This is a genomic window from Micromonospora sp. NPDC007220 (assembly GCF_040634035.1).
Taxonomy (GTDB): domain Bacteria; phylum Actinomycetota; class Actinomycetes; order Mycobacteriales; family Micromonosporaceae; genus Micromonospora; species Micromonospora reichwaldensis.
Genome location: NZ_JBEYEU010000029.1, coordinates 16,179 through 39,094 on the forward strand (window position 1 = coordinate 16,179; position 22,916 = coordinate 39,094).

The 22,916-nt window shown below is 73.0% G+C and carries 26 protein-coding genes, 2 tRNA genes, 1 other RNA gene and 1 pseudogene; 12 read left to right on the forward strand and 18 right to left on the reverse strand.

Translation table 11 applies throughout. The features are described from left to right. Positions 1–46 precede the first annotated feature (46 nt). The 3 genes from ABZ573_RS28760 (at position 47) to ABZ573_RS28770 (ending at position 3,142) form a co-directional block, all read left to right on the forward strand. Positions 47–1,168 carry a DUF3068 domain-containing protein gene (locus tag ABZ573_RS28760; protein ID WP_192581409.1) on the forward strand — a complete coding sequence of 374 codons (1,122 nt, stop codon included), beginning with the start codon at positions 47–49 and terminating at the stop codon, positions 1,166–1,168. 416 nt (positions 1,169–1,584) lie between these two features. Then, on the forward strand, positions 1,585–1,707 hold the full coding sequence (locus ABZ573_RS28765; protein ID WP_255474753.1) for a hypothetical protein: 123 nt from the start codon (positions 1,585–1,587) through the stop codon (positions 1,705–1,707). Between the two features lie 79 nt (positions 1,708–1,786). Beyond that, a complete protein-coding gene (locus ABZ573_RS28770) occupies positions 1,787–3,142 on the forward strand; it encodes a hypothetical protein (RefSeq protein WP_358122172.1) in 1,356 nt (451 codons plus the stop codon). Positions 3,143–3,203: 61 nt separating this feature from the next. Here the strand turns inward: ABZ573_RS28770 and ABZ573_RS28775 are convergent, their stop codons facing one another. From ABZ573_RS28775 to ABZ573_RS28785, 3 genes and pseudogenes are all read right to left on the reverse strand, one after another. Then, positions 3,204–4,874, reverse strand: coding sequence for a DUF885 domain-containing protein (locus ABZ573_RS28775; RefSeq protein ID WP_358122174.1), 1,671 nt, complete (start codon positions 4,872–4,874; stop codon positions 3,204–3,206). A gap of 52 nt (positions 4,875–4,926) precedes the next feature. Next, positions 4,927–5,205: a hypothetical protein gene (locus ABZ573_RS28780; protein ID WP_358122211.1), complete on the reverse strand. Its 279-nt coding sequence runs from the start codon at positions 5,203–5,205 to the stop codon at positions 4,927–4,929. 23 nt (positions 5,206–5,228) lie between these two features. Then, positions 5,229–5,519, reverse strand: a pseudogene (locus ABZ573_RS28785) (Uma2 family endonuclease); the annotation flags it as partial. A 123-nt stretch (positions 5,520–5,642) separates the two neighbouring features. Between ABZ573_RS28785 and ABZ573_RS28790 the strand changes: the two are divergent. Then, positions 5,643–6,707, forward strand: a complete 1,065-nt coding sequence (locus tag ABZ573_RS28790; protein WP_358122176.1) for a DMT family transporter — start codon at positions 5,643–5,645, stop codon at positions 6,705–6,707. A 638-nt stretch (positions 6,708–7,345) separates the two neighbouring features. Here ABZ573_RS28790 and ABZ573_RS28795 read toward each other — a convergent pair. The 3 genes from ABZ573_RS28795 to ABZ573_RS28805 all read right to left on the reverse strand — a co-directional run bounded on the left by ABZ573_RS28795 (position 7,346) and on the right by ABZ573_RS28805 (position 12,362). After that, positions 7,346–8,416 carry a PHP domain-containing protein gene (locus ABZ573_RS28795; protein ID WP_151454832.1) on the reverse strand — a complete coding sequence of 357 codons (1,071 nt, stop codon included), beginning with the start codon at positions 8,414–8,416 and terminating at the stop codon, positions 7,346–7,348. A gap of 84 nt (positions 8,417–8,500) precedes the next feature. Beyond that, positions 8,501–11,425, reverse strand: a complete 2,925-nt coding sequence (locus ABZ573_RS28800; RefSeq protein ID WP_358122178.1) for a glycosyl hydrolase — start codon at positions 11,423–11,425, stop codon at positions 8,501–8,503. Positions 11,426–11,597: 172 nt separating this feature from the next. Next, positions 11,598–12,362 (reverse strand): M23 family metallopeptidase, encoded by a 765-nt coding sequence (locus ABZ573_RS28805; RefSeq protein ID WP_151457441.1) that lies wholly within the window; start codon positions 12,360–12,362, stop codon positions 11,598–11,600. Positions 12,363–12,422: 60 nt separating this feature from the next. Between ABZ573_RS28805 and ABZ573_RS28810 the strand changes: the two genes are divergently transcribed. The 4 genes from ABZ573_RS28810 to ABZ573_RS28825 all read left to right on the forward strand — a co-directional run bounded on the left by ABZ573_RS28810 (position 12,423) and on the right by ABZ573_RS28825 (position 14,404). After that, positions 12,423–12,815, forward strand: coding sequence for a hypothetical protein (locus ABZ573_RS28810; protein ID WP_151457442.1), 393 nt, complete (start codon positions 12,423–12,425; stop codon positions 12,813–12,815). Positions 12,816–12,949: 134 nt separating this feature from the next. Continuing rightward, complete coding sequence (locus ABZ573_RS28815; RefSeq protein WP_165947875.1) at positions 12,950–13,117, forward strand: hypothetical protein; 168 nt, start codon at positions 12,950–12,952, stop codon at positions 13,115–13,117. A 122-nt stretch (positions 13,118–13,239) separates the two neighbouring features. Next, the gene (locus ABZ573_RS28820; RefSeq protein WP_358122180.1) at positions 13,240–13,767 is read left to right on the forward strand and encodes a tRNA adenosine deaminase-associated protein; all 528 of its coding nucleotides are present in this window, start codon (positions 13,240–13,242) and stop codon (positions 13,765–13,767) included. Between the two features lie 184 nt (positions 13,768–13,951). Beyond that, positions 13,952–14,404: a nucleoside deaminase gene (locus ABZ573_RS28825; protein ID WP_327031117.1), complete on the forward strand. Its 453-nt coding sequence runs from the start codon at positions 13,952–13,954 to the stop codon at positions 14,402–14,404. 100 nt (positions 14,405–14,504) lie between these two features. Here the strand turns inward: ABZ573_RS28825 and ABZ573_RS28830 are convergent, their stop codons facing one another. From ABZ573_RS28830 to deoD, 3 genes are all read right to left on the reverse strand, one after another. Next, a complete protein-coding gene (locus ABZ573_RS28830) occupies positions 14,505–14,972 on the reverse strand; it encodes a thioesterase family protein (protein WP_358122182.1) in 468 nt (155 codons plus the stop codon). After that, entirely contained in the window at positions 14,969–15,607 is a 639-nt protein-coding gene (locus ABZ573_RS28835) for a TetR/AcrR family transcriptional regulator (RefSeq protein WP_151457421.1), read from the reverse strand. The genes ABZ573_RS28830 and ABZ573_RS28835 overlap by 4 nt, the downstream gene beginning before the upstream one ends. A gap of 122 nt (positions 15,608–15,729) precedes the next feature. Then, positions 15,730–16,437: a purine-nucleoside phosphorylase gene (deoD, locus tag ABZ573_RS28840; protein WP_311414588.1), complete on the reverse strand. Its 708-nt coding sequence runs from the start codon at positions 16,435–16,437 to the stop codon at positions 15,730–15,732. A gap of 75 nt (positions 16,438–16,512) precedes the next feature. On the opposite strand from deoD, the gene ABZ573_RS28845 reads away from it, so the two are divergent. After that, positions 16,513–16,599, forward strand: a tRNA-Ser gene (locus tag ABZ573_RS28845). A 192-nt stretch (positions 16,600–16,791) separates the two neighbouring features. Here the strand turns inward: ABZ573_RS28845 and ABZ573_RS28850 are convergent. The 5 genes from ABZ573_RS28850 to ABZ573_RS28870 all read right to left on the reverse strand — a co-directional run bounded on the left by ABZ573_RS28850 (position 16,792) and on the right by ABZ573_RS28870 (position 19,786). Then, a complete protein-coding gene (locus tag ABZ573_RS28850) occupies positions 16,792–17,343 on the reverse strand; it encodes a DUF5872 domain-containing protein (RefSeq protein ID WP_151457423.1) in 552 nt (183 codons plus the stop codon). 52 nt (positions 17,344–17,395) lie between these two features. Next, a complete protein-coding gene (locus ABZ573_RS28855; RefSeq protein ID WP_327029909.1) occupies positions 17,396–17,926 on the reverse strand; it encodes a hypothetical protein in 531 nt (176 codons plus the stop codon). Beyond that, a complete protein-coding gene (locus ABZ573_RS28860) occupies positions 17,923–18,537 on the reverse strand; it encodes a hypothetical protein (RefSeq protein WP_358122185.1) in 615 nt (204 codons plus the stop codon). Before ABZ573_RS28860 ends, ABZ573_RS28855 begins: the two co-directional genes overlap by 4 nt. A 299-nt stretch (positions 18,538–18,836) precedes the next feature. Next, the gene (locus ABZ573_RS28865; protein WP_151457426.1) at positions 18,837–19,028 is read right to left on the reverse strand and encodes a DUF397 domain-containing protein; all 192 of its coding nucleotides are present in this window, start codon (positions 19,026–19,028) and stop codon (positions 18,837–18,839) included. Further along, positions 19,019–19,786, reverse strand: coding sequence for a helix-turn-helix transcriptional regulator (locus ABZ573_RS28870; protein ID WP_151457427.1), 768 nt, complete (start codon positions 19,784–19,786; stop codon positions 19,019–19,021). The genes ABZ573_RS28865 and ABZ573_RS28870 overlap by 10 nt, the downstream gene beginning before the upstream one ends. Positions 19,787–20,156: 370 nt before the next feature. On the opposite strand from ABZ573_RS28870, the gene ABZ573_RS28875 reads away from it, so the two are divergent. Beyond that, on the forward strand, positions 20,157–20,525 hold the full coding sequence (locus tag ABZ573_RS28875) for a hypothetical protein (RefSeq protein ID WP_358122187.1): 369 nt from the start codon (positions 20,157–20,159) through the stop codon (positions 20,523–20,525). Further along, positions 20,522–20,773: a flavin reductase gene (locus ABZ573_RS28880; RefSeq protein ID WP_151457621.1), complete on the forward strand. Its 252-nt coding sequence runs from the start codon at positions 20,522–20,524 to the stop codon at positions 20,771–20,773. The genes ABZ573_RS28875 and ABZ573_RS28880 overlap by 4 nt, the downstream gene beginning before the upstream one ends. Positions 20,774–20,880: 107 nt before the next feature. Here ABZ573_RS28880 and ABZ573_RS28885 read toward each other — a convergent pair whose 3' ends face one another. The 4 genes from ABZ573_RS28885 to ABZ573_RS28900 form a co-directional block, all read right to left on the reverse strand. After that, positions 20,881–21,681, reverse strand: coding sequence for a sulfite exporter TauE/SafE family protein (locus tag ABZ573_RS28885; RefSeq protein ID WP_358122189.1), 801 nt, complete (start codon positions 21,679–21,681; stop codon positions 20,881–20,883). Between the two features lie 158 nt (positions 21,682–21,839). Continuing rightward, positions 21,840–22,271 carry a hypothetical protein gene (locus ABZ573_RS28890; protein WP_151457622.1) on the reverse strand — a complete coding sequence of 144 codons (432 nt, stop codon included), beginning with the start codon at positions 22,269–22,271 and terminating at the stop codon, positions 21,840–21,842. Further along, entirely contained in the window at positions 22,268–22,468 is a 201-nt protein-coding gene (locus ABZ573_RS28895; RefSeq protein WP_151457623.1) for a hypothetical protein, read from the reverse strand. Before ABZ573_RS28895 ends, ABZ573_RS28890 begins: the two co-directional genes overlap by 4 nt. Before the next feature lie 180 nt (positions 22,469–22,648). After that, positions 22,649–22,733 (reverse strand) — tRNA-Ser (locus ABZ573_RS28900). A gap of 82 nt (positions 22,734–22,815) precedes the next feature. Between ABZ573_RS28900 and ffs the strand changes: the two genes are divergently transcribed. After that, positions 22,816–22,905: signal recognition particle sRNA small type (gene ffs / locus ABZ573_RS28905), an RNA gene on the forward strand. Positions 22,906–22,916 lie beyond the last annotated feature (11 nt).

A 22,916-nucleotide genomic window follows, 5' to 3' on the forward strand; every position in this document is an offset into this window, starting at 1 on the left:
GGACCGCTCGCCGGACACCGGCTGACTGTCTTTGTTAGGAGGATCAGTGAAGGCTCGTCTGGGCGCCGTGCTGTTCGGGATAGGCGTCTTGTGTCTCGTGCTCGCCGCGGGAGCGGCGTTCTTCGTGGCACCGACGGTGACGAAACTGCCGTACGACCTCAAGTTGTGCAACGCGGAGGGCAAGCCCGAGGGCTGCCTGAAGCCGAGCGTCGCGGTGGCGGAGAACGCCAAGTTCCTGCAGCTCAAGAAGGACGCCCCGCCGACCGTGCAGACCGGCAGGCTGGAGTCCACCACCGAGGTGGCGCCGCAGGCCGGGAGCACCGAGGCGGAGATGACCGGCGACCTGGAGGGCAAGTCGGTCGTCTGGGGCGCGTACGGCACGGTGAAGTGGGTCCAGACCGGCGAGGTGATCAGCCAGTACTCCGCGGAGTTGGCCCTGGACCGGAAGACCGCCGCGGCGGTCGACTGGGACAAGCAGTTCCTCCAGGCCGACGGCCCGGAGGGGCCGAGCGAGGTCACCTTCGGTGGTCAGACCTACAAGTTCCCGTTCAACACGGAGCGCAAGGACTACGAGTACTTCGACCGTGACCTGCGCAAGGCGCTGCCGATCCGGTTCGACGGCACCGAGAAGATCAACGGCACGGAGGCGTACCGGTTCCAGCAGGTCATCGAGGAGACCGATCTGGGCATGCCGGCCGAGCGGGTGGGTGGCCTGCTCGGGGCGTTCGCGCCGGGCGCGACCAGCGGCAAGGTGATGTACAGCAACACCCGCACCATCTGGGTCGAGCCGGTCAGCGGCAACTTCGTCAAGGTGCGCGAGCAGCAGAAGAAGACGCTGGTGCCAGACCAGGGCGCGAGCACCCCGCTGCTGGACGGCGACTTCGTCTACACCGACCAGACGATCGCCAACAGCGTCGAGTCTGCCGGGAACAACCGGGACAAGCTGCTGCTGATCGGTCGGACCATTCCGCTCGTGCTGACGGTCGTCGGCGCTCTTGCGCTGATCATCGGGCTCTGGCTGGTGCTGGCCGGACGCCGGGCCACCGCCGCCGCGCGGCACCGCGCCGACGGCGACGCCGACGCTGCCACGGCGCCCGCCCCGCGGGCGTCGTCCGAGCAGGTCACCTCCGGGGCGCCCGTGCACGACGGCGAGGCCGGACGCCGGTAGCGGAGCCACCTCGGCCGGCGTCCAGGTGCGGACGTCGATTACCGGCAACCAGTTGACAGGCCGCCACCGTCGTCCCCGTTCAGGGGCGACGGTGGCGGCCTGTCGTGCAGGGGGCCTCGCCGTTACTGAACCGTAATCTGAATCGCTGCTCGTCACGGACGGTCGTGCTCGAAGGGCGACGTGCCCGGTTTGCGCGAGAATCATTGATCAATGTCCATGGGGTCAGGGGCCCGGTCACGCTGGCTCACTACTCCGCGTGACCTTGGCTGTGGCGGCCGGCGATCCGGGCCTTGTGGCCTGCGTCTTCGCGCGGCATCATCGTCCCAGTTCCCTACTCGCCGGTAACTGTGGCAGCCCGGTGTGGGGCCGTCGCCGGTCGACCGGCGACCCGCGCGACATCCCTGAGGGGAGGAACCGTGCAGGACCGGTTCGACGACCAGGGCGGCCACCGGTGGCGGCGCTTCGCCGCGCTGCTGGTGTCCGACGGGACGACGGACCCCGTGGCGGTCTCGGGCATCCGCAGCGCCACGCTCTTCTGACCTGGATTCCGGGACCGCGGCGGTTGTGCTCCGTGGGCCCGTTCCAGCTCCGTCCCCTCTGGCCCGCCAGGAGGCGTACGTGACGACCGACGATCCGCAGCCCGTGTGGCGCGGCCGGTTCCGCGAGGCGTGGCACGGCTTCCGCCGCTGGCGGCGGGTGCGACCGTTCCGGGGCGGCCTGCTGACCGCGCTGGCCGATCTGGAGATCTTCGGTACCACTCAGATGTCGCTCGGCAGCCCCACCTTGTCCGCCGTGCCGGTGCCCGCCGAGCCAACCGGCGCCCTGCCTATCGGCACGAGGCCTGCCAATGCCATGCCGGCGGCCGAGCCGATGCAGTACGACGCCAGGCCGCGCGACCTCCGTCCGTACGTGGTGCTGCCGGTGCTGCTCGGCCTTGCCGCCGCCGTGGCGCTCGCCGCGCCCGGCCCGACGCCGGTGCGCGCCGTGGCGCCGCCGACTGCCGCCTGCCCCACCACAGTTCCCGGCCAGGGCGGAACGCAGCCGGCCCCGAGCGGCACGCCGGGCGGAACGCGACCCGCGCCGAGCGGCACGCCGGGCGGAACGCGACCCGCGCCGAGCGGCACGCCGGGCGCGTTGCCGGCCCCGACCGGGACGCCGGGCGCGACGCCGACCCCGACCGCCCCCGGCCCGTTCCCGTCGACGGGCGGCGGAGGCGACGCCGTCCGCGACACCCTCGACGGCATCGGTGACCTCTTCGATCGCGGCCGGCGCGACGACGAGGAGGTGGCCCGCCGGGCGACGCCATCGACCGCGCCGAGCGTCCGTCCCACGGTCACGCCGAGCGTCCGTCCCACGACCGCGCCGAGCGTCCGTCCCACGGCCACCTCGAGCGTCCGTCCCACGGTCGCGCCGAGCGTCCGTCCCACAGCCTCGGCCACGGGGCGGCCGGCGGTGCCCGGCCGGGGGTGCGCCCCGGCCAGCCCGACGCCGAGCCGACCCGGGCAGGTGGCGGCGGGCAGACCACTGCCCCGGATCGCAGCCGACCCGGGACAGCCGGTGGTGGCGGCGGTCCCGTCGAAGCTCACCGGTTCGAAGGTGACCATGGACGGGCTGCGGTTCGAGGGCATCGTCGACCTGCCCACCGCCGACGGGAGCCTGAAGGCACTGAAGTTCACCATGGACCGCGCGGACACCGACGATTTCCTGCTCCGTGCGCCCGCGCCGGCCGGCCGGACGATGCGGTTCGCCGCGGACCGGCTGACGGTGCAGGGGGACGTCGCGTTCTACGCCACCCGGTTCGTCGGGCGGCTGCTCGGCGTCAAGATCACGCTGACCCCGGGCCTGCCGTTCCCCGACGGGCTGCCGATCACGTCACCCGTTCCGATCACCTTCACCGAGCCGGTCATGGAACTGGCGTTCGTCAGCAGCGACACGCTGACCGCCACGCCGGCGTTGAAGCTGACCCTCTCCTGACCTCACTCCACCACCACCGACGGTGCGGGGCCGGTGTCCCGCCGGCCCCGCACCGCCGACCTCAGATGCGGGCGAGCGCCTTGCGCAGCGGGTCGAGCCCCAGCGAGCCGAGGTCGAGCGCCTGCCGGTGAAACTCCTTGAGGTCGAAGTCGGCGCCCTTGCGGGCCTTCGCCTCGTCACGGGCCTGGAGCCAGATCCGCTCGCCCACCTTGTAGGAGGGGGCCTGCCCCGGCCAGCCCAGGTAGCGGTTCAGCTCGAAACGCAGGTTCTCCTCCGGCACCCGGCAGTGCGCCCGCATGAACTCCCAGCCCAGCTCCGGCGTCCAGCGCTCGCCGGGGTGGAAGCCGAACGGGTTGTCCTTCGGGATCTCCAACTCCAGGTGCATGCCGATGTCGACGATCACCCGGGCGGCCCGGAACGCCTGCCCGTCGAGCATGCCGAGCTTGTCGCCCGGGTCCTCCAGGTAACCCAGCTCGTCCATCAGCCGCTCCGCGTAGAGCGCCCAGCCCTCGCCGTGCCCGGAGACCCAGCAGAGCAGGCGCTGCCAGCGGTTGAGCAGCTCGGCCCGGACGGCCGTCTGCGCGACCTGGAGGTGGTGACCCGGCACGCCCTCGTGGAAGACGGTGGTCACCTCGCGCCAGGTGGAGAAGTCGGTGACGCCCTGCGGCACCGCCCACCACATCCGCCCGGGGCGGGAGAAGTCCTCGCTCGGGCCGGTGTAGTAGATCGCGCCGTCGCTGGTCGGGGCGAGGCAGCACTCGATGCGGCGTACCTGCTCCGGGATGTCGAAGTGGGTGCCGTGCAGGTCGCCGATGGCCTTGTCGGCGAGCGCCTGCATCCAGTCCCGGAACGCCTCCTTGCCCCGGATCGTCCGGGCCGGGTCGGTGTCCAGCGCCTCGACCGCCTCGTCGATGGTGGCGCCGGGGCTGACGATCCGGCCGGCCACCGCGCGCATGTCGGCCTCCAGCCGGGCCAGTTCCTCGAACCCCCAGGCGTACGTCTCGTCGAGGTCGACCCTGGCGCCGAGGAAGTACTGCGAGGCCAGCTCGTAGCGCTCGCGACCCGCGGCCTGCTTCTCCCGGCCGAGCGGAGCCATCTCGGTGCGGAGGAACTGGCCGAACTCGGCCGTCGCCGCCGTGGCCGCCGCCGCACCCCGACGCAGCTCGGCGCCGAGGGTGCCGTCGGCGCCCAGCCGCTCGACCAGCCCGTGGAAGAAGTTGTCGCCGTCCGGGTCGACCCAGATGTCGCACTGCTTGGCGACCTCGACGAGCTGGACCCGGGCACTGACGTGGCCGGCGGCGGCCGCCTCGCGCAGCGTCGCCTTGTAGCCCTCCAGGGTGCTCGCGAAGCGGTTGAGCCGGGCCGCCACGTGGGCCTTGGCGTCGTCGCCCTCGGTCGGCATCAGGTCGAAGACCATGCGGACCTCGTGCAGGCCGCTGGAGATCACGTTGACCTCGCTGCTCGCCTCGCCGGCGTCGTAGCGGGCGAGGTCGAGGCCGAGCCGCTCCTGCATGGCGTCCTTGGCGGTCCGCTCCAACTCCGACTCCGGCTCGGTCACCTCCAGGTCGGTCAGCGTCCGTCGGATCAGCTCCGCGCGGGCCGTGTACCCGTCGGGCGACAGGTCGTCGAGCTGGTCGTCGTAGCCGGCAATGCCGACATAGGTGGCGCCGATCGGGCTCAGCGGCGCCCACTCGGCCACGTAGCGGTTCGCGAGGTCATCGATTCGTCCCACGCTGCGACCCTACGTGAGGGCACCGTCGAGTTGTCGAACGCGTTCTGCGTGTTCAGGGCAGCAGGTCGGCGGGATCGAAGTCGATCGGGAACGGCAGGTCGGCCGAGAGCCGCCGACCGCCGACCGCCTTGGCGACGGTGTCGTAACCGCCGAACTTGCCGAGGGCGAAGAGCTCCGCCTGGGCATGCCCCAGCCGGCGGGAGAGTTCGACCCGCAGGAAGTACGGCACCCGTCCCTCCGCGCACCGCATCGGCTTGTCGACGAAGTCCTGCCGGCGGCTGCCGGGCGAGACGAACTCCACGCCATCGTGCAGAGGTGGGCCGGGATCCACCGGTCCTCCTCGTCGGTCTTCGGCAGCGCGTGCAGGACGGTGATGTCGGGCTGGATCCAGCGCCGCGGCGAGAAGGTCAGATTCACCTGCCCGAACACGTAGAACCCGTGGGTCTCTGCGGCGGGTGACAGCAGACGGGCGAGCTTTATCTCGCCGTAGCTGTTCGTGCCGACCTCGGCGGGCGTCATGACCAACCTCCCGTCGATGCACTCGTAGCGCGCATCGGGCAGCCCCGGCAACGGGAGGTACCGGTCGGCGAACTGGGTCGTCCACATGCCGTCGAGGTCGACGAGCGGGTCGAAACGCATCGGCATCGCCACGGCGTGCACCTCCTCGGGGTGGTCAACGCGTCAACAGCGTAGGCGTTTCTGTGGTGGTCGACACGGCGTGGAAGAAGTCGCGGGACTTCGTCGTACGGCTGCGGCAGAGTGTCAGGGGTGACAGTGGATTCCACTCCTGACCGCGCGGCGCTGCGGAGCTGGCTGCCCGGGTTCCTGGCGCTGGCGGCCATCTGGGGCTCCAGCTTTCTGTTCATCAAGATCGGCATCGGGGAGCTGCATCCACTACACCTCACCCTCTACCGGGTCGCCGCCGGCGCGGTGACCCTGCTGCTGGTGCTCGCCGTGCTCCGCGACCGCCTGCCCGCCGAGCCCCGGGTCTGGGCACACCTGACCGTGGCCGCCGCGTTCGGCGTCGCCGTGCCGTTCACCCTCTTCGGCTACGGCGAGCAGCGCGTCGAGTCGATGCTCGCGGGCATCTGGAACGCCACCACCCCGCTCATCGTGCTGCCGTTGGCCGTGCTGGTGTTCCGCACCGAGCGGCTCACCACGCGCCGGGCAGTCGGGATGGCGCTGGGCTTCGCCGGGGTGCTGGTGGTGCTCGGGGTCTGGCAGGGCGTGGGCGGCGCCCACTTCACCGGGCAGCTCATGTGCCTGGGCGCGGCCGCCTGCTACGGCGTCGCCATCCCGTACCAGAAGAAGTTCGTCGCGGGCAGCGCGCACTCCGGGCTCTCGCTCTCGGCGGCACAGCTCCTGGTCGCGACCGCCCAGCTCGCGGTCGTCGCGCCGTTGGTTGCCGGGGCGCCGCCCGCCCCGACCGGCCTCTCGGCCGAGGTGCTCGCCAGCGTGCTCGCGCTCGGTGCGCTCGGCACCGGCCTCGCCTTCGTCATCAACCTGCGCAACATCCGGGTCGCCGGGGCGAGCACCGCCTCCACCGTGACCTACCTGGTGCCGGTGTTCGCGGTGCTGATCGGCGCCCTGGCCCTCGACGAGCGGCTCACCTGGCACCAGCCGGTGGGCGCGCTCATCGTGCTGTCCGGCGTCGCCGTCTCGCAGGGCCTGATCGGCCGCCGCCGGCCCGCACCCGCTGACCCCACCGAGCCGTCCGCCCCCGCCGGCGTGATCGAGTCGACCACGGCCGATGCCGATGCGCCTGCCGCTGTCGTCGCGCCGTCCGGCGTCGCCGCGCAGGCCGCGCCGTCCGTGCCGGCTGCCCGCCGCTGAGCGCTCCCGCCCGTCGCCCGCCCTTCGCCCGTCGCCCGGTCGCCCTTCGCCAGGTCGCCCTTCGCCAGGTCGCCCTTCGCCAGGCCGCCCGGCGCCGCCTGCCGCCTGCCGCCCGGCGCCGCCTGCCGCCTGCCGCCCGTCGCCCGGTCGCCCGCCCGGTCGCCCGGCTGCCGCCCTTCGCCCGGTCGTCCGGCTGCCGCCCGGTCGCCCGGCTGACGGGTGGAACACCATGGGTGTCAACGCCCGCCTTTGACACCCATGGTGTTCCACTCGTGAACGTGGCGGGACATGCCGTGGGCCGGCGACCTTCAGGAGCAGCGCGGCTCGTCGCCCCACCCGCTGCCGCTTCGCACCCGTCCAGGCGCGGTCACCGCTCCGCCGCCCGTCAGTGACGGCCGGGCCGCCTGTTCGGCCGGGCCGCCTGTGATGGCCGGCACTTGTGATGGCCGGCGCTTGTGAAGGCCGGCGCGTGTGGTGGCCGCGCCCGGCGGCCACCGGCGTCCGTGTGATGCGGTCTCATGAACGGGGCAGCTCGACAGCGTCCGTGGTGTCATCCCCTGGTCGGCGGCGTGTTGCCGCGGGGGCCCGGTCCGCCAGGCGAGGCGAGGGCCCGGTGCGCCAGGCGAGCAGCCAGGACGTCAGCGGGCGGAGCGGGCCCAGTCGACCAGCCGGTCGGCGTCCCAGGTGTTGACCACCCGGTCGGCGGGCACCCCGCACAGGGCGGCGCGCTCGCAGCCGAACCGCTGCCAGTCGAGCTGCCCGGGGGCGTGCGCGTCGGTGTTGACGGCGAAGTCGCAGCCCGCCTCCAGCGCCCGGCGGATCAGCCGCTTCGGCGGGTCCTGCCGCTCCGGCCGCGAGTTGATCTCGACGGCCACCCCGTGCTCGGCGCAGGCGGCGAAGACGGCGTCGGCGTCGAAGTCGCTCTCCGCCCGGGTACGCGGCCGGTGCGCCCGGTCGCCCGGCCCCTTCACCCCGGCGGGCCGGGACGCCACCATCCGCCCGGTGCAGTGGCCGAGGATGTCCAGGTGCGGGTTCGCGATCGCGGTCAGCATCCGCCGGGTCATCTTCGCCCGGTCGTCGTTCAGGCCGCTGTGCACCGAGCCGACCACCACGTCGAGGCGGGCCAGCAGCTTCTCGTCCTGGTCGAGCGACCCGTCGGCGAGGATGTCCACCTCGATGCCGGTCAGGATCCGGAAGCCCTCCGGCAGCGCCTCGTTGACCTTCGCCACGTGGTCGAGCTGCTTGCGCAGCCGGTCGGCGGTCAGGCCACGGGCCACCTTCAGCCGGGGCGAGTGGTCGGTCAGCACCACGTACTCGTGGCCCAGCTCGACCGCCGCGAGCGCCATCTCCTCGATGGGTGAGCCGCCGTCGGACCAGTCGGAGTGGGTGTGGCAGTCACCGCGCAGCGCGGCACGCAGCGCGGTGGCCGCCTCGTCCAGGTCCGTGCCCTCCGTGGCGAGCAGCCGCCGCAGGTAGACCGGCTCCTCGCCGGCGAGCGACTCGGCCACGCAGCGGGCGGTGACGTCGCCGACCCCGGACAGCTCGGTGAGCTTGCCGGTGCGGGCCCGCTCGGCCAGTTCCCTCCCCGGCAGCGCGGCGAGGGCCGTGGCCGCCGAGCGGAACGCCCGGACCCGGTAGGTCGCCTCGTTCGCCCGCTCCAGGAGGAAGGCGATCCGGCGCAGGTCGGCGATGGGGTCCCGGGCGCTCATGCCATGGAAAATACGCCTCCGCGCCGCCGGTCGCGGGACGACCGACGGCGCGGAGGGCCATGGAATCAGCGGAGAGCCATGGAATCAGGAGTGCGGCAGCTTCACCAGCGACCTGTCGCCGATGCCGAGGGTGGTCGGGTTGTTGCCGATCGCCGACCAGACCTCCACCCGCACGGTGCCGTTCGACAGGTTGCCGAGGGCGCCGGTGGCGGAGTGCAGGCCGCTCTGCTGGGTGTAGCGCTCGTACCCGGGAACCGGGTCGGTGGCGAAGTAGCGGTACGTCTCCACCCGCTCCCAGCTGCCGTTGCCGGTCAGGTCGTAGGAGACCCGCACCTGCACCCCGTTGCCGACCGCGTTGCCGGCATCGAGGAACAGGTCGAACGTGGTCTGCCCGCCGCCGTACGCCAGATCCAGGCCCGTGGCGGTGAACACCTGCGGGTTGGTCGGCGTGCCGTCGCGGTTCGCGCCGCCCGCGCCGGCCACCGTGGCGGTCGTCGGGCTGCCGGCCGCGGCCAGCCCGCCACCCGGCAGCAGGTACCGGGTGGGGAAGTCCGACGACGGCGGCGGGGTGGTGGGCGGCGGGGTCGTCGGCGGGGCCGTGGTGGGCGGCGGGGTCGTCGGCGGGGCGGTCGTGGGCGGCGTCGTGCCGCTGACCCCGCCGGTCGCGGTGCCGCCGCTCCAGGTGTACGCCCCGCTGGTGGCCGTCTTTCCGGCGGGCACGGCGAGCCGGGTGCCGTCGGAGAACGTGACCGTCAGCGGCGCGGCGGTGATGTTGCTCGCCACGTAGGTGCGCGCGCCGTTGCGCTGGAACACCGCCGCCAGCGGGTGGTTGGCCGTGACCGGGGTGTGCACCGTCCCGAGGGCCGCGAGGTTGCGGATCCAGTGGAAGGTGTGCGCCCGGCTCTCGCCCTCCTCCGGCGTGTACCCGGGGTTCGCGCGGAGCTTCGCCAGCGCCGCGTCCGGGTCGCCGAGCGCCAGGAACTGCCAGAGGATGTCCTGCCACACCGTCGGTTCGCCGCCGTTGTTGCGCACCAGTTCCTGGTAGTTGGCGCGGTTGGACGCCGGGTACTGCCCGAGGTAGAGGTGCCCGCCCGTGACCGGGAGCATGTTGATGCCCTGGATCATCTCCGGGTCGGCGCTGAACCAGGTGGCGTACGCGCCGCCGTCACCCCAGACCATGCCGACCGTGGAGTGCCCGAACGCCGCCGGGTAGTTCTCGTTCGTCACGTCGAACCAGTACTCGTGGATCGCCGCGGCCTGGGTGGTGTGGATGAAGATGCCGGCGTCGCGTACGGCGGTGTTGCCGGTCGCCTGACCCCACTGGATGAGGGCGTTGGCGAAGTTCATCCCCTCGGACGAGGACTCCTGGTTGTTGCCGGCGTTGAACGAGCCGTGCCCGGCGGCCCAGTCGTGCCCGGCGTAGATGTCGAAGTCGCGCAGGTACGGGAAGCGGTTGTCCGTGCGGTCGTAGTTGTTCGCGTCCCGGATCAGCAGGTCGATCATGCCGCCGTACTGGTCCTGCCGGGCCCAGGTCGGGTCGAACTTGGCCAGCGTGGCGGCGGCGGCGATGTAGTAGCCGTAGTGGAAGTGGTGGTCGTTGAGTTCCTGGTCGGAGCCGTAGGAGGCCGGGTAGCCGATCAGGGTTCCCCAGTTGCGGTCGTAGTGGAAGACGCCCTCGGTCTCCCCGGGCGTGGCGGTGAGCCAGTCGTTGAGGGTGCCCCGGATGGCGTTCAGCGCGGCGGTACGCGTCTCGGCGTCGCCGACCTGGTCGGCGATCTCGGCGATCCGGGCGGCCCGGCCCAGGCCCTTGCCCGTCCAGTAGGTGTCGGTGCCGCGCTGGTCCATCGGGTTGCCCCGGACCGCCGCCAGGTGGTTGCGCAGCGTCGTCAGGTCCGCCCCGGTGCCGGTGGCGACGGCGGGAACCTCCGGCAGTACGCCGTTGAACTTCATCGAGGTGCGGAACGCGTCGACGCCGGTGAGCACCTTCATCCGGCCGCGCGCCGACGGGTAGGTGAGCGCCAGCGGGGTGGCGCCGGTCAGCGACCGCCACTGGTGCGGGTAGAGGCTGACGACCGTCCGGTTCGCCGTGCCCTCCCGGGCGGTCGTGGTGAACGCGTACGTGGTGTTGACGGTGCTGGTCGCCTGGTCGTAGGCGTACGAGACCCGGGTGCCGGTGACGTGGGCGTGGGCGTACTGGCCGTAGGTGGTGGCCAGCCCGGTGCGGGTGGCGGCGTCGGTGCTCGGGGTGGTGGGCAGCAGGGCGACGGAGAAGTAGCCCTTGCCGGCCAGGGTGGAGGTGATCCGTCCACCGCTGACGGTCCAGGTGGCGCCGGTGGGCGCGTACGCCACGTAGTCGTGCCCCCGGACGGTGAAGCCGATCGTGGCGCCGCTGTTCGACCAGACCGTGGGGCTGCCGCCGGTGGCGTTGACCAGGGCGTTGCCGCCGCTGGTGCGGAAGTATGCGAACGGAAGTCCGTGGCCGATGGTGGCGCGCATGGTCCGGGCGCCGTCGGTCCAGTGCGGGGTGACCGTCCAGTCGGTCCAGCCGTCGACCTTGACGACCGGGGCACTCAGCCCCGCGATGCCGACCCGGATGTCCTCGGAGTACGTGTACTTGAACTCGCCGACGCCGGTCGCGGTGCCGCTGATCGTCGGGGTGGAGGTGGCCGAGATCCCGAGGCCGTCGCCGGCCGGCTGGTAGGAGGCCGGGTGCGCGTGCAGCGGCTCGCTGTAGGAGCAGTTGGTCCGCTTCCACAGCAGCGACGACCACCAGTCGTTGGTGGGTACCGGCCCGGGGGGCGCGTCGGCGGTGGCGAACTGCCGGGGGTTGGTGGTCATGTCTCCGCAGCCGGTGGGCAGGGGGCCCACGCGGTCGGTGGTGTAGCTGCCGGCGCCGACGGTGGCGGCCTGGGCGGGGGTGGTGGTCACGACGGCGAGGCCGCCGAGGGCGAGGGCCAGGGCGGAGGTGGCCGCCACGGCCCAGGTGCGGCGTGTCGCAGGAGGTGTCACAGTGCCTCCGGTCGGGGGGCGCCGGTCGGGGACGGGCGCGTTCTGCGAGCGAATTGTGTGGAAAGTGGTCTCAGAGAGCGCTCTCTTGCGACGGGACGCTAGCCCAGCGTCGAGACTTCCGTCAATGTTTCCCAGCGATGAAGCGCTGATGACGACAAACCGGAGCGGGTCGTCAGGCGGTCGGCGGGGCCTTCGGGCAGCCGTGTCGGCGGTGCCAGGCGGCCACCTCGGCGGCCGGTTCCTTGTTGCCCTTGCGCCGCCACGAGTTCAGGTACGGCGCCGGCCAGACCACGCCCCGGCGGATCCACCAGCCGTCCCGGCCCGTGCACGGCGGGGAGATGCCGAAGTGCAGGTGGCACACGTTGTTCGCGTTACCGGTCCGGCCCACCTCGCCGAGCCGCTGCCCGGCGCGCACCCGCACCCCGACGTCGATGCCGTCGGCGACGCGGCGCAGGTGGGAGCCGTAGTAGCGCACCCCGTCGTCGCCGAGCAGCGACACCGACAGCCCGCCGTTGTGCGGCCCCCGCGGCCCGCGCCTGTCGAACCGGTCGACCCGGCTGACCTCGAGGAGGACGCCGTCGGTCACCGCCACGACCGGCTCGCCACAGTCGGCGAAGATGTCCGTCCCCGGATAGGCCGAGTGGGTCGGGTGGTAGGCGACGTTCGCCGCGCGTACCGGAAAGACGTGCGGCAGCCCGGCGCGGGTCGGCGCGGTCGACGGGCCGGTCGGGGCGGCGGCGCCGGTCGGGCTGGGAGCGCCGGTCGGGGTGACGGCCGGCGGCGCGGGCTGCCCGGCCGTCGCCGGCAGGCTCGGCCGGGGTGCGCCGGGCGTCGTCCCGGGCCGCGTCGTCGCGCAGCCGGCGGCCAGCACCGGCACCAGCACCAGCAGGACCGGGTACGCCGGACGCGCGCGGCGTCCGATCGTCGGCGAGGGCATCCGGTCATCCTCGCAGAGTCGGTACGGTGGTGGAGGTGCGCGGCAGAAGGGGAGGGGTCGATGACGACCGGACGGTACGCCTTCCCGCCCGAGCCGGACGCCGGGTTCCGGCCGGCGCCACGGGTCCCCTCGGGGCTCTTCCCGTCCACGCCGCCGTCCCAGCCCACCTACCGCGAACCGCACCCGGTCACCGGCGCGGGCGTCGCGTCCGGCGCCGCCGTGGCGACCGTCTGGCTGCTCCTGTTCGGCCTGCTCGGCCGCGGCGTGCCCGGGTACGCCTGGTGGACGCTGCTGGCCGGCGGCCTGGCCTGGCTGGCCGCGCTGCTGCTGGTCCGCGCGGGCGACCGGGGCGTGGCCACCGGCATCGCGATCGTCACCGCCGGCGGGTGGAGCATCGCCGCCGCCATCGTCACGGTGCGGTGGGTGTCGAGCGGGGACTGGCCGCTCTGGTGAGCCCGGTCCGGCCCGTCCCGCGACCCGCCTGGCGGCACCCGTTCCGGCGGGCCCGTGGCTGCGCTGCGTCGCGGGCCGGCTGCGCAGCGAATCCTGCCTTGACGTGGCCGCCCGAACTCGGCACCCTCGGCGTTATGGCCTGGACCACTCCGCGGCTCGATCCCGAGCGCAGCCGCCGTCGCCAGCAGCTCCTCGCCGAGTTGGCGGGCGCCCGGGCGGTACGCCAGCGCGTACGGCCGCAGCGGGTGCGCAGCGAGCGCCTGCGGGAGCTGATCGCCACCCGCCGCCGGGTCGCCGGCTGACGACCGGCAGACTTTCCCCAGGATTGACCGGCCCTTCGGGGCGTTGACCGGTCGACTGCCGACCCGACCGGCTAACGTGCACGCGTAACGGGTCGGCCTGCCGAGGCTCTTTTGGGGGAACCGTGTCGTACTTCGCTGCGGCCGTCGTACGTGACGACAGCGGTTGGACGGCCGCCGAGGTGAACCTGCGGGGGGTCACCGACATCGAGGACGTCGCCGACCGGCTGCGCGACGTCGACCCCGACGCCGACCTGTCGCTGCTCTTCGTCGAGGCCGACGACACGTACCTGGTGGTCCTGCGCCTGGACGAGGGGGAGGACCTGCGGGTCTTCGGCTCCGACTCGGCCTACGCGGAGGAGTCCCGGCTGGGCGCCCTGCTGGTTGGGGACCTGAAGACCTCGGTGACCGGGCTCGACGACACCGACGAACCGCGCCCGTCCGGCCGCGGCGACGACGACACCGAGCAGCCCGCCGTCGACCCCGAGGCCGACCCGGTCGGCGAGGCGGACCTCCTGGCCGACCTGGGCATCCCCGCGCAGAAGCTGCTCAACCTCTGCGCGCAGGAGGGCATGATGCCGGCCGACGTCACCGCCGAGGTGTGCCAGGTGCTCGGCTGCGCCGACGAGGTCGAGGAACTGCGTGAGGTCTGAGCCGTCCGGGCCGGGCCGGGCCGGTACGGGCGGCGCCGAGCCGGCCGACGCCACCGATCCGGCGCTGGGCACCGTACGCCCCGGTCAGCCGACCCCGGGCGCGGCGGGCCGGGTCGGGCCCGGCGCCCACGAGGGGCTGGCCGAGCCGGACGGCGCCGGCCGGCGGCAGCGGCACGAGCTGTGGATGCGGCGGGCCCTGGCGGTCGCCGTGACCGGCCCCGACAGCCCCGCGGACGCGGGCCCCGACGCCGCCGACGACATCCCGGTCGGCGCCGTGCTCTACGGGCCGGACGGTGCCGAACTGGCGATCGGGCGCAACGAGCGGGAACTGACCGGCGACCCGACCGCGCACGCCGAGGTGCTGGCGCTGCGCCGGGCCGCCGGACGGCTCGGCCGCTGGCGGCTCGACGGCTGCACCCTGGTCGTCACCCTGGAACCCTGCACGATGTGCGCGGGCGCGCTGGTGCTGGCCCGGGTGTCCACCGTGGTCTTCGGCGCCTGGGAGCCCAAGACCGGGGCCGCCGGGTCGCTGTGGGACGTGCTGCGTGACCGCCGGCTCAACCACCGGCCGGAGGTCTACGGCGGCATCCTGGAGTCGGAGAGCGCCGCCATCCTGCGCGCCTTCTTCCGGGTGTGAGGAAGGGCGCCTTCCTGACGTCTGCGGTACAGGAATGGCCCCTTCCTCACTCCTCTCGGGCAGGCCGCCCGGGCCGCGGGGGACGGGCCGGTGACCGGGCTCAGGCGTCGGCCGGGGCGGGCCGGAGCAGGGTCGCGGCCACCGCGCGGGCGGTGTCGGTCCAGGGGGCGGGGCGCAGGGTCGCCGGGTCGACCCGGACGATCGACCGCTGGCCCTCCGCGTGCACGATGCGTCCGTCGACTGAGTGGAACCGGTAGGCGTACCGGGCGCTGCTGGTGCCGAAGTGGTCGAGCCAGAAGTGCACCGCCACGGGGCCGGTCCCGGTGACCGGGGCCCGGTAGGTGATGGTGAACTCGCGGACGGCGTGGAACACGTCCGGTGCGCTCTGCTGGCCGGCCTGGAACGCGACACCGTGGTCCGCCCAGTACCCGGTCAGGGCCCGTTCGAGCAGCACCGCGTACCGGGCGTTGTGCAGGAGGCCGAACGCGTCGAGGTCGTCGAAGTGCACCGCGACGTGCGCGACGTGACCGAACTCGACGGCGGGCTGGTCGACGATGGCGTGGCTCATGAGAGGCCTTCCGGTAGCAGGGTCGGATCGGGGCACAGTGCCCGCAGTCGGTTCAGCAGGCCCTGGCGGGCGTGCCGGTAGGCGGTGTCGGGGTCCAGCAGCCGGGAGCGCATCGCGGCGGTGATCCCGAGCGCGTCGATCTCGTACGCCAGCTGTGCGACGTCCACGTCGGCGGGCAGCTCGCCGGCGGCGACCGCCTCGCGGACGAGCTGTTCGAGGAACGCGGTCCAGCGGCCGAACACCTCGGCGAGCCGGTCCCGGACCGGGCCGGGGCGCGCGTTGTACTCGAAGTCGGCGCTGGCGAAGAAGCAGCCGCCGGGGAGCACCCGGGCGGCGAAGAAGTCGATCCGGGCCTGGTGCAGTGCCCAGAGCCGCCGTACGCCCCGGGGGGCGCGCAGGGCCGGCTCGATGACCCGTTCCCGCTGCTGCTCGACCGCCCGGTCGACGGTGGCGAGCTGGAGCGCCTCCTTGGAGCCCCAGTGCGCGAAGAGGCCGGACTTGCTGACGCCGAGCGCGTCAGCGAGCTGGGCGAGGGAGAGCCCGTGCAGGCCGACCTCGGTGGCGAGGACCACGGCGGCGTCCAGCGCGGCGGTGCGGGTCCGGTCGCCCCGCGCGACGCGTCCGTCGACTGTCATGGGCACAGGCTAATGAATAAGCACGACCGTTCGTATAGTTTCTTGGCGTGACCATGGTCACGACATAGCGACGCCGCCCGCCATCCGGGGACGGACGGCGGGCGGCGTCGGGCCGACGAGGATCAGGCGATGATCGTGTCCAGGGCGATCTCGACCATCTGGCTGAAGGTCTGCTCACGCTCCTCGGAGGTGGTCTTCTCGCCGGTCTTGATGTGGTCGCTGACGGTCAGCAGCGTCAGGGCGCGGGCCTTGAACCGGGCGGCGATCGTGTAGAGCGCCGCCGACTCCATCTCCACCGCCAGCACGCCGTAGTCGGCGAGGCTGTCGTAGAGGTCCGGGCGGTCGGTGTAGAAGGCGTCCGCCGCCAGGATCGGCCCGACCCGCATCGCGATGCCGCGCCGCTCGGCCACCTCCACCGACGTACGCAGCAGCCCGAAGTCGGCCACCGGGGCGTAGTCGATCAGCCCGTCGAAGCGCATCCGGTTCATGTTCGAGTCGGTGGACGAGCCGATCGCCGCGATCACGTCGCGCAGCCGCAGGTCCTCGGTCAGTGCCCCGCAGGAGCCGACCCGGATCAGGCTCTTCACGCCGTACTCGTTGACCAGCTCATGGGCGTAGATCGAGGCGGAGGGCATGCCCATGCCGGAGCCCTGGACGGAGACCTCGACGCCGTTGTGGCGGCCGGTGAAGCCCAGCATGCCCCGGACCGTCGAGTAGCACTGCGCGCCCTCGAGGTAGGTCTCCGCGATCCACTTCGCCCGCAGCGGGTCGCCCGGCATCAGGACCCGCTCGGCGATCTCTCCCGGCTTCGCGCCGATGTGCGTACTCATGGCAAGGATCCTGCCAGGCCGCCCCGGGGCGTACCGGTTCGGCGTCCGAACCCGGGGTCATGTACCCTTCTCGGCGGTGGCGTGTCCGAGCGGCCTAAGGAGCACGCCTCGAAAGCGTGTGAGGGTTTACGCCCTCCGAGGGTTCAAATCCCTCCGCCACCGCTCGTGAAGTGCGAGAACGCCCGGCAGATCCGCAAGGATCGGCCGGGCGTTCTCGCATGCACCCCCCCCCGCACCCCTGCCTGCGTCGATCATGCAGTTGTGGTGCCATGCGAAAGGGGCGTCTGGGTAGCTGTTGCCCACCACGAGTGCATGATCGACGTCGAGATGGGTGGGGCGGGGCGGAGGGGCCGGTCAGCGGCGGCTTAGTTCCTTTTCCAGGCGGGTGATGAGGGTCTTGCGGGATTTGCCGTCGCGTTCGCGGCGCAGTGCCGACTTCAGTTGGCCCTTGTCGAGGTCGCGGACTAGCTTGGCCGCCTCGGCGACCGGCAGCTCCGACAGTTGTTCGGCCGACGTGGCGTTGCGGCGGGCGCGTTTGGCCGGTCCGGTGTTGGCGACGTGCTGCTTGCCGGACTTTGATTCCTTCCGCTTCTTGGCGTCGGTCGCCCGCTTCTCCTTCTCGGAGAGCTCCTTCCAGGCCTGTTCGGGCAGGTAGCGGCTCGTCTCGTCGCCGTGCCGCGCCCGGGTGTCGCCCTCCTTGGTCTGCCAGTGCTCGCCGCCCCAGCGCTGGAGGGACTTCTGCCGTTCGTCCTTCGGGCCGACGAAGCCCCCGCCGCGCCTCTTGTACTCCTGGGTGACCAGCTGCGACTTGCGTGCCGACCACTGTCCCGGCCGGCCGCCCTTGTCGGAGGCCTTGATCTCTTCCTTGACCTGCTCCCTGAGTTCGGGCTTCGTGTACCGCGCCATGCCCGGCGGTTACCCCACCTCGCGGCCCTCACGCGTCAAGCCTGCGCGGGGCTCAGCAGGGGCTGTGGCCCTCGTCGAAGAGGCGCTGGGCCCAGTCGGCGTACCCGGCGATGATCTTCTTCACCGCCCGCCCGTCGTGCAGGAAGAGGTACGCCCGGTCGCCCTGCCGGGCGAGCAGCCCGTCGAGCCGGTACGTCCCCTGTGGAGCGTCCAGCTCCCGGGCGGACGGGTAGCGGGTGCGGACCTCGTCGACCGGCATGCCGGCGGTGACTCCCTGCGGGGTGCGCGTCGCCTCGCCGAGCCAGAGCAGCACCAGCCGGTCGTCGACGAAGATGGGACTGGTCGTGTCGTACCCGGCCAGCGCCGGGCCGCAGGCGTCGATGTCGGAGCGCAGGATGCCCCGCCGGGTCAGCTCGTCCTCGGTGTCGCCGAACTCGACGTCGCGCAGGCCGTTGAGGTCGACCACCTCGACGGCCCCGACGGGCCGGCCGTCCAACTCGCGCAGCGGCGGGTGCACGCCGCTGCCCGAGACCCAGGCAGCCGTCGTCAGCGCGGCTATAAAGCCAAATTGTCGCAATTTCATGGAATCCCCCAGTCCCCAACGGGACCGGGCCGTTCAGGTTGCTGCCCGCCCGCAGATTGCCGGTTTTCCCATTCCTCGGCCAGCTCGTCCCAGTAGTCGGCGCTCAGCCGTCGGCGCCCGTGCGCCAGCCAGCCGGCGGTGCTCCGCTCGACGTGCAGGCCCAGCTCGGCGAACGGGTCGATCCACGCGCCGGGCTCCGCCCCGAGCCGGGCGAGCGCCGCGTTGAGCGGCCACTCCGGGCGCGGCCCGTCGAAGAGACGGTCGAACCCCGGCCCCCAGCTCACCTGGCCGCCGAGCCACACCAGCGCCGACTGGTAGCCGGCGCCGCCGAGGAACTCCGCCTCCAGGTACGCCACCGGACCCGACCGTGACCAGCGGGCGAGGACCTCGGCGAGGGGTGCCGAGAGCACCAGGTGGAACGGCTGCTCCGGGGACCGCTCCGCCGTCGAGTAGTCGGGCGGCGCCCCGGTCAGCTCCTCGACCAGTTGCGGGGTGACCGGCAGCAGCGCGAACTCCTGGCGCAACTCGCCGAGGACCGCGTGGTCCAGGTCGGCGGTGTGCTCGCGGAGCAGCTCGGTGTCCGCGACGACCGCGCTGAGCTGGTAACCCATGGGAGCCCTCCGCCGTCCACAGCCTGTGGATGGAACATGTGTACGACGAGTCCCGCCTACGCCGTTCTCCGCACCGTACCCAATCGTCCCCTTCCGGCACCGCCCCGCGATGCCGCACTGCCGGCCCTCCTCCGGGCGTGACGCGGCCTCCGGCGAGGGTCGGTCGGGCAGGGCGGAGAGGCAGGAGGTGATCGATGCCGCCGCCAAGGGCGGGACGGGTGCATCCCGCGTCGGGAGGCACCCGTGGTGTTCCACCCGCGCCTTGTGTCGGGGGTACCTCTGCCGTGGGCGGGCTCGGTTCAGGGGCGCTCGGCGATGGTGGCGACGAACGCGCGCCACGCCGCCGGGGCGAAGGCGAGCGCCGGGCCGGCCGGGTCCTTCGAGTCGCGCACCGCGACGACGCCGGGCAGGTTGTCGGCGACCTCGACGCAGTCACCGCCGTTGCCGCTGCTGCGGCTGCTCTTGCGCCACCGCGCGCCGTTCAGCTCCATGTCTCCGCCACTTCCGTGATGAGATCGACCGACTGCCAGTGGGACAGCGCCTCGCCGCGCACGTTCTCCCACGCAGCCATCATGGCGGCGATGTCCGCGGGATCGCTAACCAGTTGGCCCTGGAGTTGGTTGTCGAGGTAGCCGGCGACCCGGTGGTCGTGGCTGCTGGCGATCACGAACGGCCCGTTCAGGCCCGCGTAGGCGCCGACCGACGACAGCACGACGTGCACCCGCACGTGTGGTTCGGCGCAGGCGGCGACGACGGCCCGGAGCTGCTCGCGCATCGTGGCCCGGCCGCCGACCGGACGGCGCAGCACCCCCTCGTCGATCACGGCCGTGAACTGCGGCGGCTCGTCCTGCCGCAGGATGCCCTGGCGGGCGAGCCGGGAGGCGAGGTGGCGCTCGACGTCGCCGCGGGGAAAGAGGCCGCCGCCGGTCAGCACGGCCCGCGCGTACGCCTCGGTCTGGAGCAGGCCCGGCAACACCATCGATTGGTACGACCGCAGCGACACCGCCTCGCGCTCGATCTCCTGCCACGGACGGAACCAGATCGGGTCACGACGTCTCGAAGTGTCCGGCCAGATGTCCGACACGTCCCGGCGGAGGGCCTCCGCCGCCCCCAACCGGTGCCGGGCGTGCGGGATGCGGTCCTCGGTCAGCCACCGCCCGACCGTCTTCGGGTCGACGCCGACGGTCTCGGCCAGGGATTCGATCGTGTGCCCGGTGTCGCTGAGCGCCACCCGGAGCGCATCGTTCACGGGCTCCTCCCATCGGATGTCTCAAATATCTGGCGACCATAGCGCTACGGGATGTATCTGTCTGCCCACACACGGCAAGTTGGGGTGACGAAGACGGCGCGGCCGGTGGAGGCGAAGGAGCCCGGCGGTCGGCGTCAGTCGCGGGGCCGCCCCGGCGGGGAGGGCGGGGCGGCCCCCCTCCAGTCCCACGTCCCTGCCAGCCCGGCCCTTTCAGCCTTTCGTCCCGCCAGGGCGAGCCCTGCCGAGCCGCCAAGGAGGTCCGCCCGTGCCAACCCGCCGCGCTCCAGTCTCCGAGCCTCGGGGCGAGCCCCGTCCCCCGGCCGACCGCGACGATCCGCCCCCACCGGCCGCCCCCGCCCGGAGCCGGCCGGTGGGATGGCCCGCCGGTACGACCATCCGCGTTCCCGACGACGCCTACCGCTTCGGCGAGGGCCCTCTGACGCTGCGCGTCACCGAGGTGCTGAGCGTCGGCCCGTTCGAGGGTCGGCTCTGGGCCGAGGTACGCGGCCATCAGGTGAACGCCGACGGCACCCTCCGCCCCCGCAAGCGCTTCGCCTCGATCCGCGTCGACCGCGCCCGGGTGATCGCCACCGATACGCCCCGGGTCCGGGCTGCGGACGGGCTCGGGGCGGCTCAACAGCCCGGGACGGCTGATCGGCTCGGGACGGTGGACCGGCTCGGGACGGAGCAACCCGGGTCGGTGGACCGGGTCGGGTCTGCGGGACCGGCGGCGCGGTGAGCCGCCGCACCCGGGAGCACGTCCCGACCCGGCCCACGTGGCGGTGCCGGGCGTGCGGCATTGCCTGGCCCTGCTCGCCGGCGAAGCTGCGGCTGCTCGGCGAGTACCGCCACGACCGCGCCGCGCTCACCGTCCACCTGGCGACTCTCCAGGTCGAGGCCGCCGCACAGCTCGTCGCACTCGACCCCGGCGTGAGCCCGGCCCAACTAGCCGACCGCTTCGTCTCCTGGGCCCGCCCACGCGGATGACCGCCCGCCGAGCCGCGCCCACCCGTGGCCGTGCCCGCTCGTTGCCGCGCCCACCCGTTGTCGCGCCGCCCGGATTCGTCCGGTGCGGCCCGTACCCGGGTCGGTGGTCAGCGCAGCAGGTTGACCAGGGCGGCGAGCCCGACGACCACGATCGTGGCGCGCAACGCCACCGGCGGCAGCCGGCGTCCCCACCGGCCGCCGATCAGGCCGCCCACCACGGAACCCGCCGCGATCAGCAGCGCCGGCTGCCACGCCACCGATCCCACGGCGACGAAGAGGACCGCCGCGACCCCGTTCACGAGGCCGGCGAGCACGTTCTTCACCCCGTTGACCCAGCGCAGGTCGGCCGAGAGCAGCACGCCGAGCAGCCCCAGCAGCAACACTCCCTGGGCGGCGCCGAAGTAGCCCCCGTACACCCCCGTGCCGAAGACGCCGAGCAGCAGCAGCGGCCCCGCCCGCCGTACCGCCTGACCGCCCGCCGACGACGCGCCCGCGTCGTCCGCGACCGGCCGCCGGTGGGCCAACGCCCGCGCCAGCCACGGCTGCACCACCACGAGCACCAACGCCAGGACGATCAGCACCGGCACGATCGCCCGGAACGCACCGGGCGGCAGGAGCAGCAGCAGTACGCCGCCCGTGATCCCGCCGAGCACGGCGGCGAGACCCAGGCGGGCCAGCAGCCGGCCGTGCCCGGCCAGTTCCTGGCGATAGGCGTACGCCGCGGTGAACGACCCCGGCACCAGCCCGACGGTGTTGGACACGTTCGCCACCACGGGCGGATAGCCGAGGGAGAGCAGGACCGGGAAGGTCACCAGCGTGCCCGAGCCCACCACCGCGTTGATGGCTCCCGCCGCGACCCCGGCAGCCAGCACGGCCAGCCCGTCGGCGACGTTCAGCGTTGCGTTCACCTGTGTCCGCGCTCTCCCCGGGCCGGTCGACGCCCGCAGGTCGCCGCCGCCCGGTTGTCTCGCTGTCGGATGCGGCTGTCAGCGTAGGACGCGGGCGGTGTTTCCTGATCGACGTGCGGCAGGGATCACGCCGTGACCAGTCGCTTCGTCGGCGGCGTTCACCGTCGCAGCCGGCGCGGTCGCCAGGGCCCGGCGTGGCGGCGGCGCAGCCAGCGGGGCAGACGGTGCCGGGGCACGAACGTGCCGATGTCGTCCGCCGCGTTGTCGGCGTAGCCGCGTAGCTGACAGCCACCGAGCGGGGTGCGGTCGCGCAGCGCGCCCCGGAGCAGCGCCAGCGACTCGACGTCGACGTCGCGGTGCAGGCGCCCGAAGTGACCCAGCGACTGCAACGCGTTCCCCCTGGTCTGCGCGTCCCGCGACCGGAGCCCGCGCTTGATCCGGGGAAGGACGACGGCAGGCGGGTGGAACTCGTCCAGCACCAGCCAGAGAAGCGCCGGCCCGGCCCCGGGCTCCGTACGCGCCAAGGCCGCGTCGACCTTCTCCGGGCAGTCGCATTCGTCGAACTCCGGGTCGGTCGGCCGCTCGCTCACCCGGCATCGGGTTTCTCGGCGTTGCCGCTGGTGCGGCCGATGATCAGCGCGGCGACACAGTACAGCGCCATCCCGGCCGCCCCGCAGCCGACGACGATCTCCAGCGGTCGGTCGAACCCGGACCCCACCTGGGAGAGAAGGACGCAGGACATCGCGACCAGTTGCGTCCAGAGCAGCCAGCGCGGATTTTTGCCCAAGCGGGTCGCCCCTTCCGGCCTCACCCGTCGAGAGGCGCGACCGCCACCGACCGATCGTCGATGAGGCATCGACACAGGTCGGAGGAGCGTAACCAGGGGAGCCGCCGTGGCGCTCGGCAGAAACGGTACGAGGGCCGTCCCCGATGGGGGTCGGCCCTCGCGTTCGTGCTGCTCAGCGAGCGGAGGATACGAGATTCGAACTCGTGAGGGTGTTAACCCAACACGCTTTCCAAGCGTGCGCCCTAGGCCTCTAGGCGAATCCTCCGCAGACGAGGATACAGGTCCCCGGCGGGTGGGCCACCCCACCACCCCCTGAAGATCGACGCGGCGTCGGGTAGGGTTGGCGGTACCTCCCGTGCGGCGGTATCTCGTGAACCTCCCCAGGGCCGGAAGGCAGCAAGGATAAGCGGGCTCTGCCGGGTGCACGGGAGGCCTTTTTGTCTCCGGG

Excerpts from the sequence above, each read along its gene's own strand:
- ABZ573_RS28795 (WP_151454832.1), bottom strand. The coding sequence starts at position 8,416 with ATGAGCGCCCGGGACCCCATCGCCGACCTGCGCCGGATCGCCTTCCTC.
- ABZ573_RS28805 (WP_151457441.1), bottom strand. The coding sequence starts at position 12,362 with ATGCCCTCGCCGACGATCGGACGCCGCGCGCGTCCGGCGTACCCGGTC.
- ABZ573_RS28810 (WP_151457442.1), top strand. The coding sequence starts at position 12,423 with ATGACGACCGGACGGTACGCCTTCCCGCCCGAGCCGGACGCCGGGTTC.
- ABZ573_RS28815 (WP_165947875.1), top strand. The coding sequence starts at position 12,950 with ATGGCCTGGACCACTCCGCGGCTCGATCCCGAGCGCAGCCGCCGTCGC.
- ABZ573_RS28825 (WP_327031117.1), top strand. The coding sequence starts at position 13,952 with ATGCGGCGGGCCCTGGCGGTCGCCGTGACCGGCCCCGACAGCCCCGCG.
- ABZ573_RS28830 (WP_358122182.1), bottom strand. The coding sequence starts at position 14,972 with ATGAGCCACGCCATCGTCGACCAGCCCGCCGTCGAGTTCGGTCACGTC.
- ABZ573_RS28835 (WP_151457421.1), bottom strand. The coding sequence starts at position 15,607 with ATGACAGTCGACGGACGCGTCGCGCGGGGCGACCGGACCCGCACCGCC.
- deoD (WP_311414588.1), bottom strand. The coding sequence starts at position 16,437 with ATGAGTACGCACATCGGCGCGAAGCCGGGAGAGATCGCCGAGCGGGTC.
- ABZ573_RS28850 (WP_151457423.1), bottom strand. The coding sequence starts at position 17,343 with ATGGCGCGGTACACGAAGCCCGAACTCAGGGAGCAGGTCAAGGAAGAG.
- ABZ573_RS28855 (WP_327029909.1), bottom strand. The coding sequence starts at position 17,926 with ATGAAATTGCGACAATTTGGCTTTATAGCCGCGCTGACGACGGCTGCC.
- ABZ573_RS28860 (WP_358122185.1), bottom strand. The coding sequence starts at position 18,537 with ATGGGTTACCAGCTCAGCGCGGTCGTCGCGGACACCGAGCTGCTCCGC.
- ABZ573_RS28865 (WP_151457426.1), bottom strand. The coding sequence starts at position 19,028 with ATGGAGCTGAACGGCGCGCGGTGGCGCAAGAGCAGCCGCAGCAGCGGC.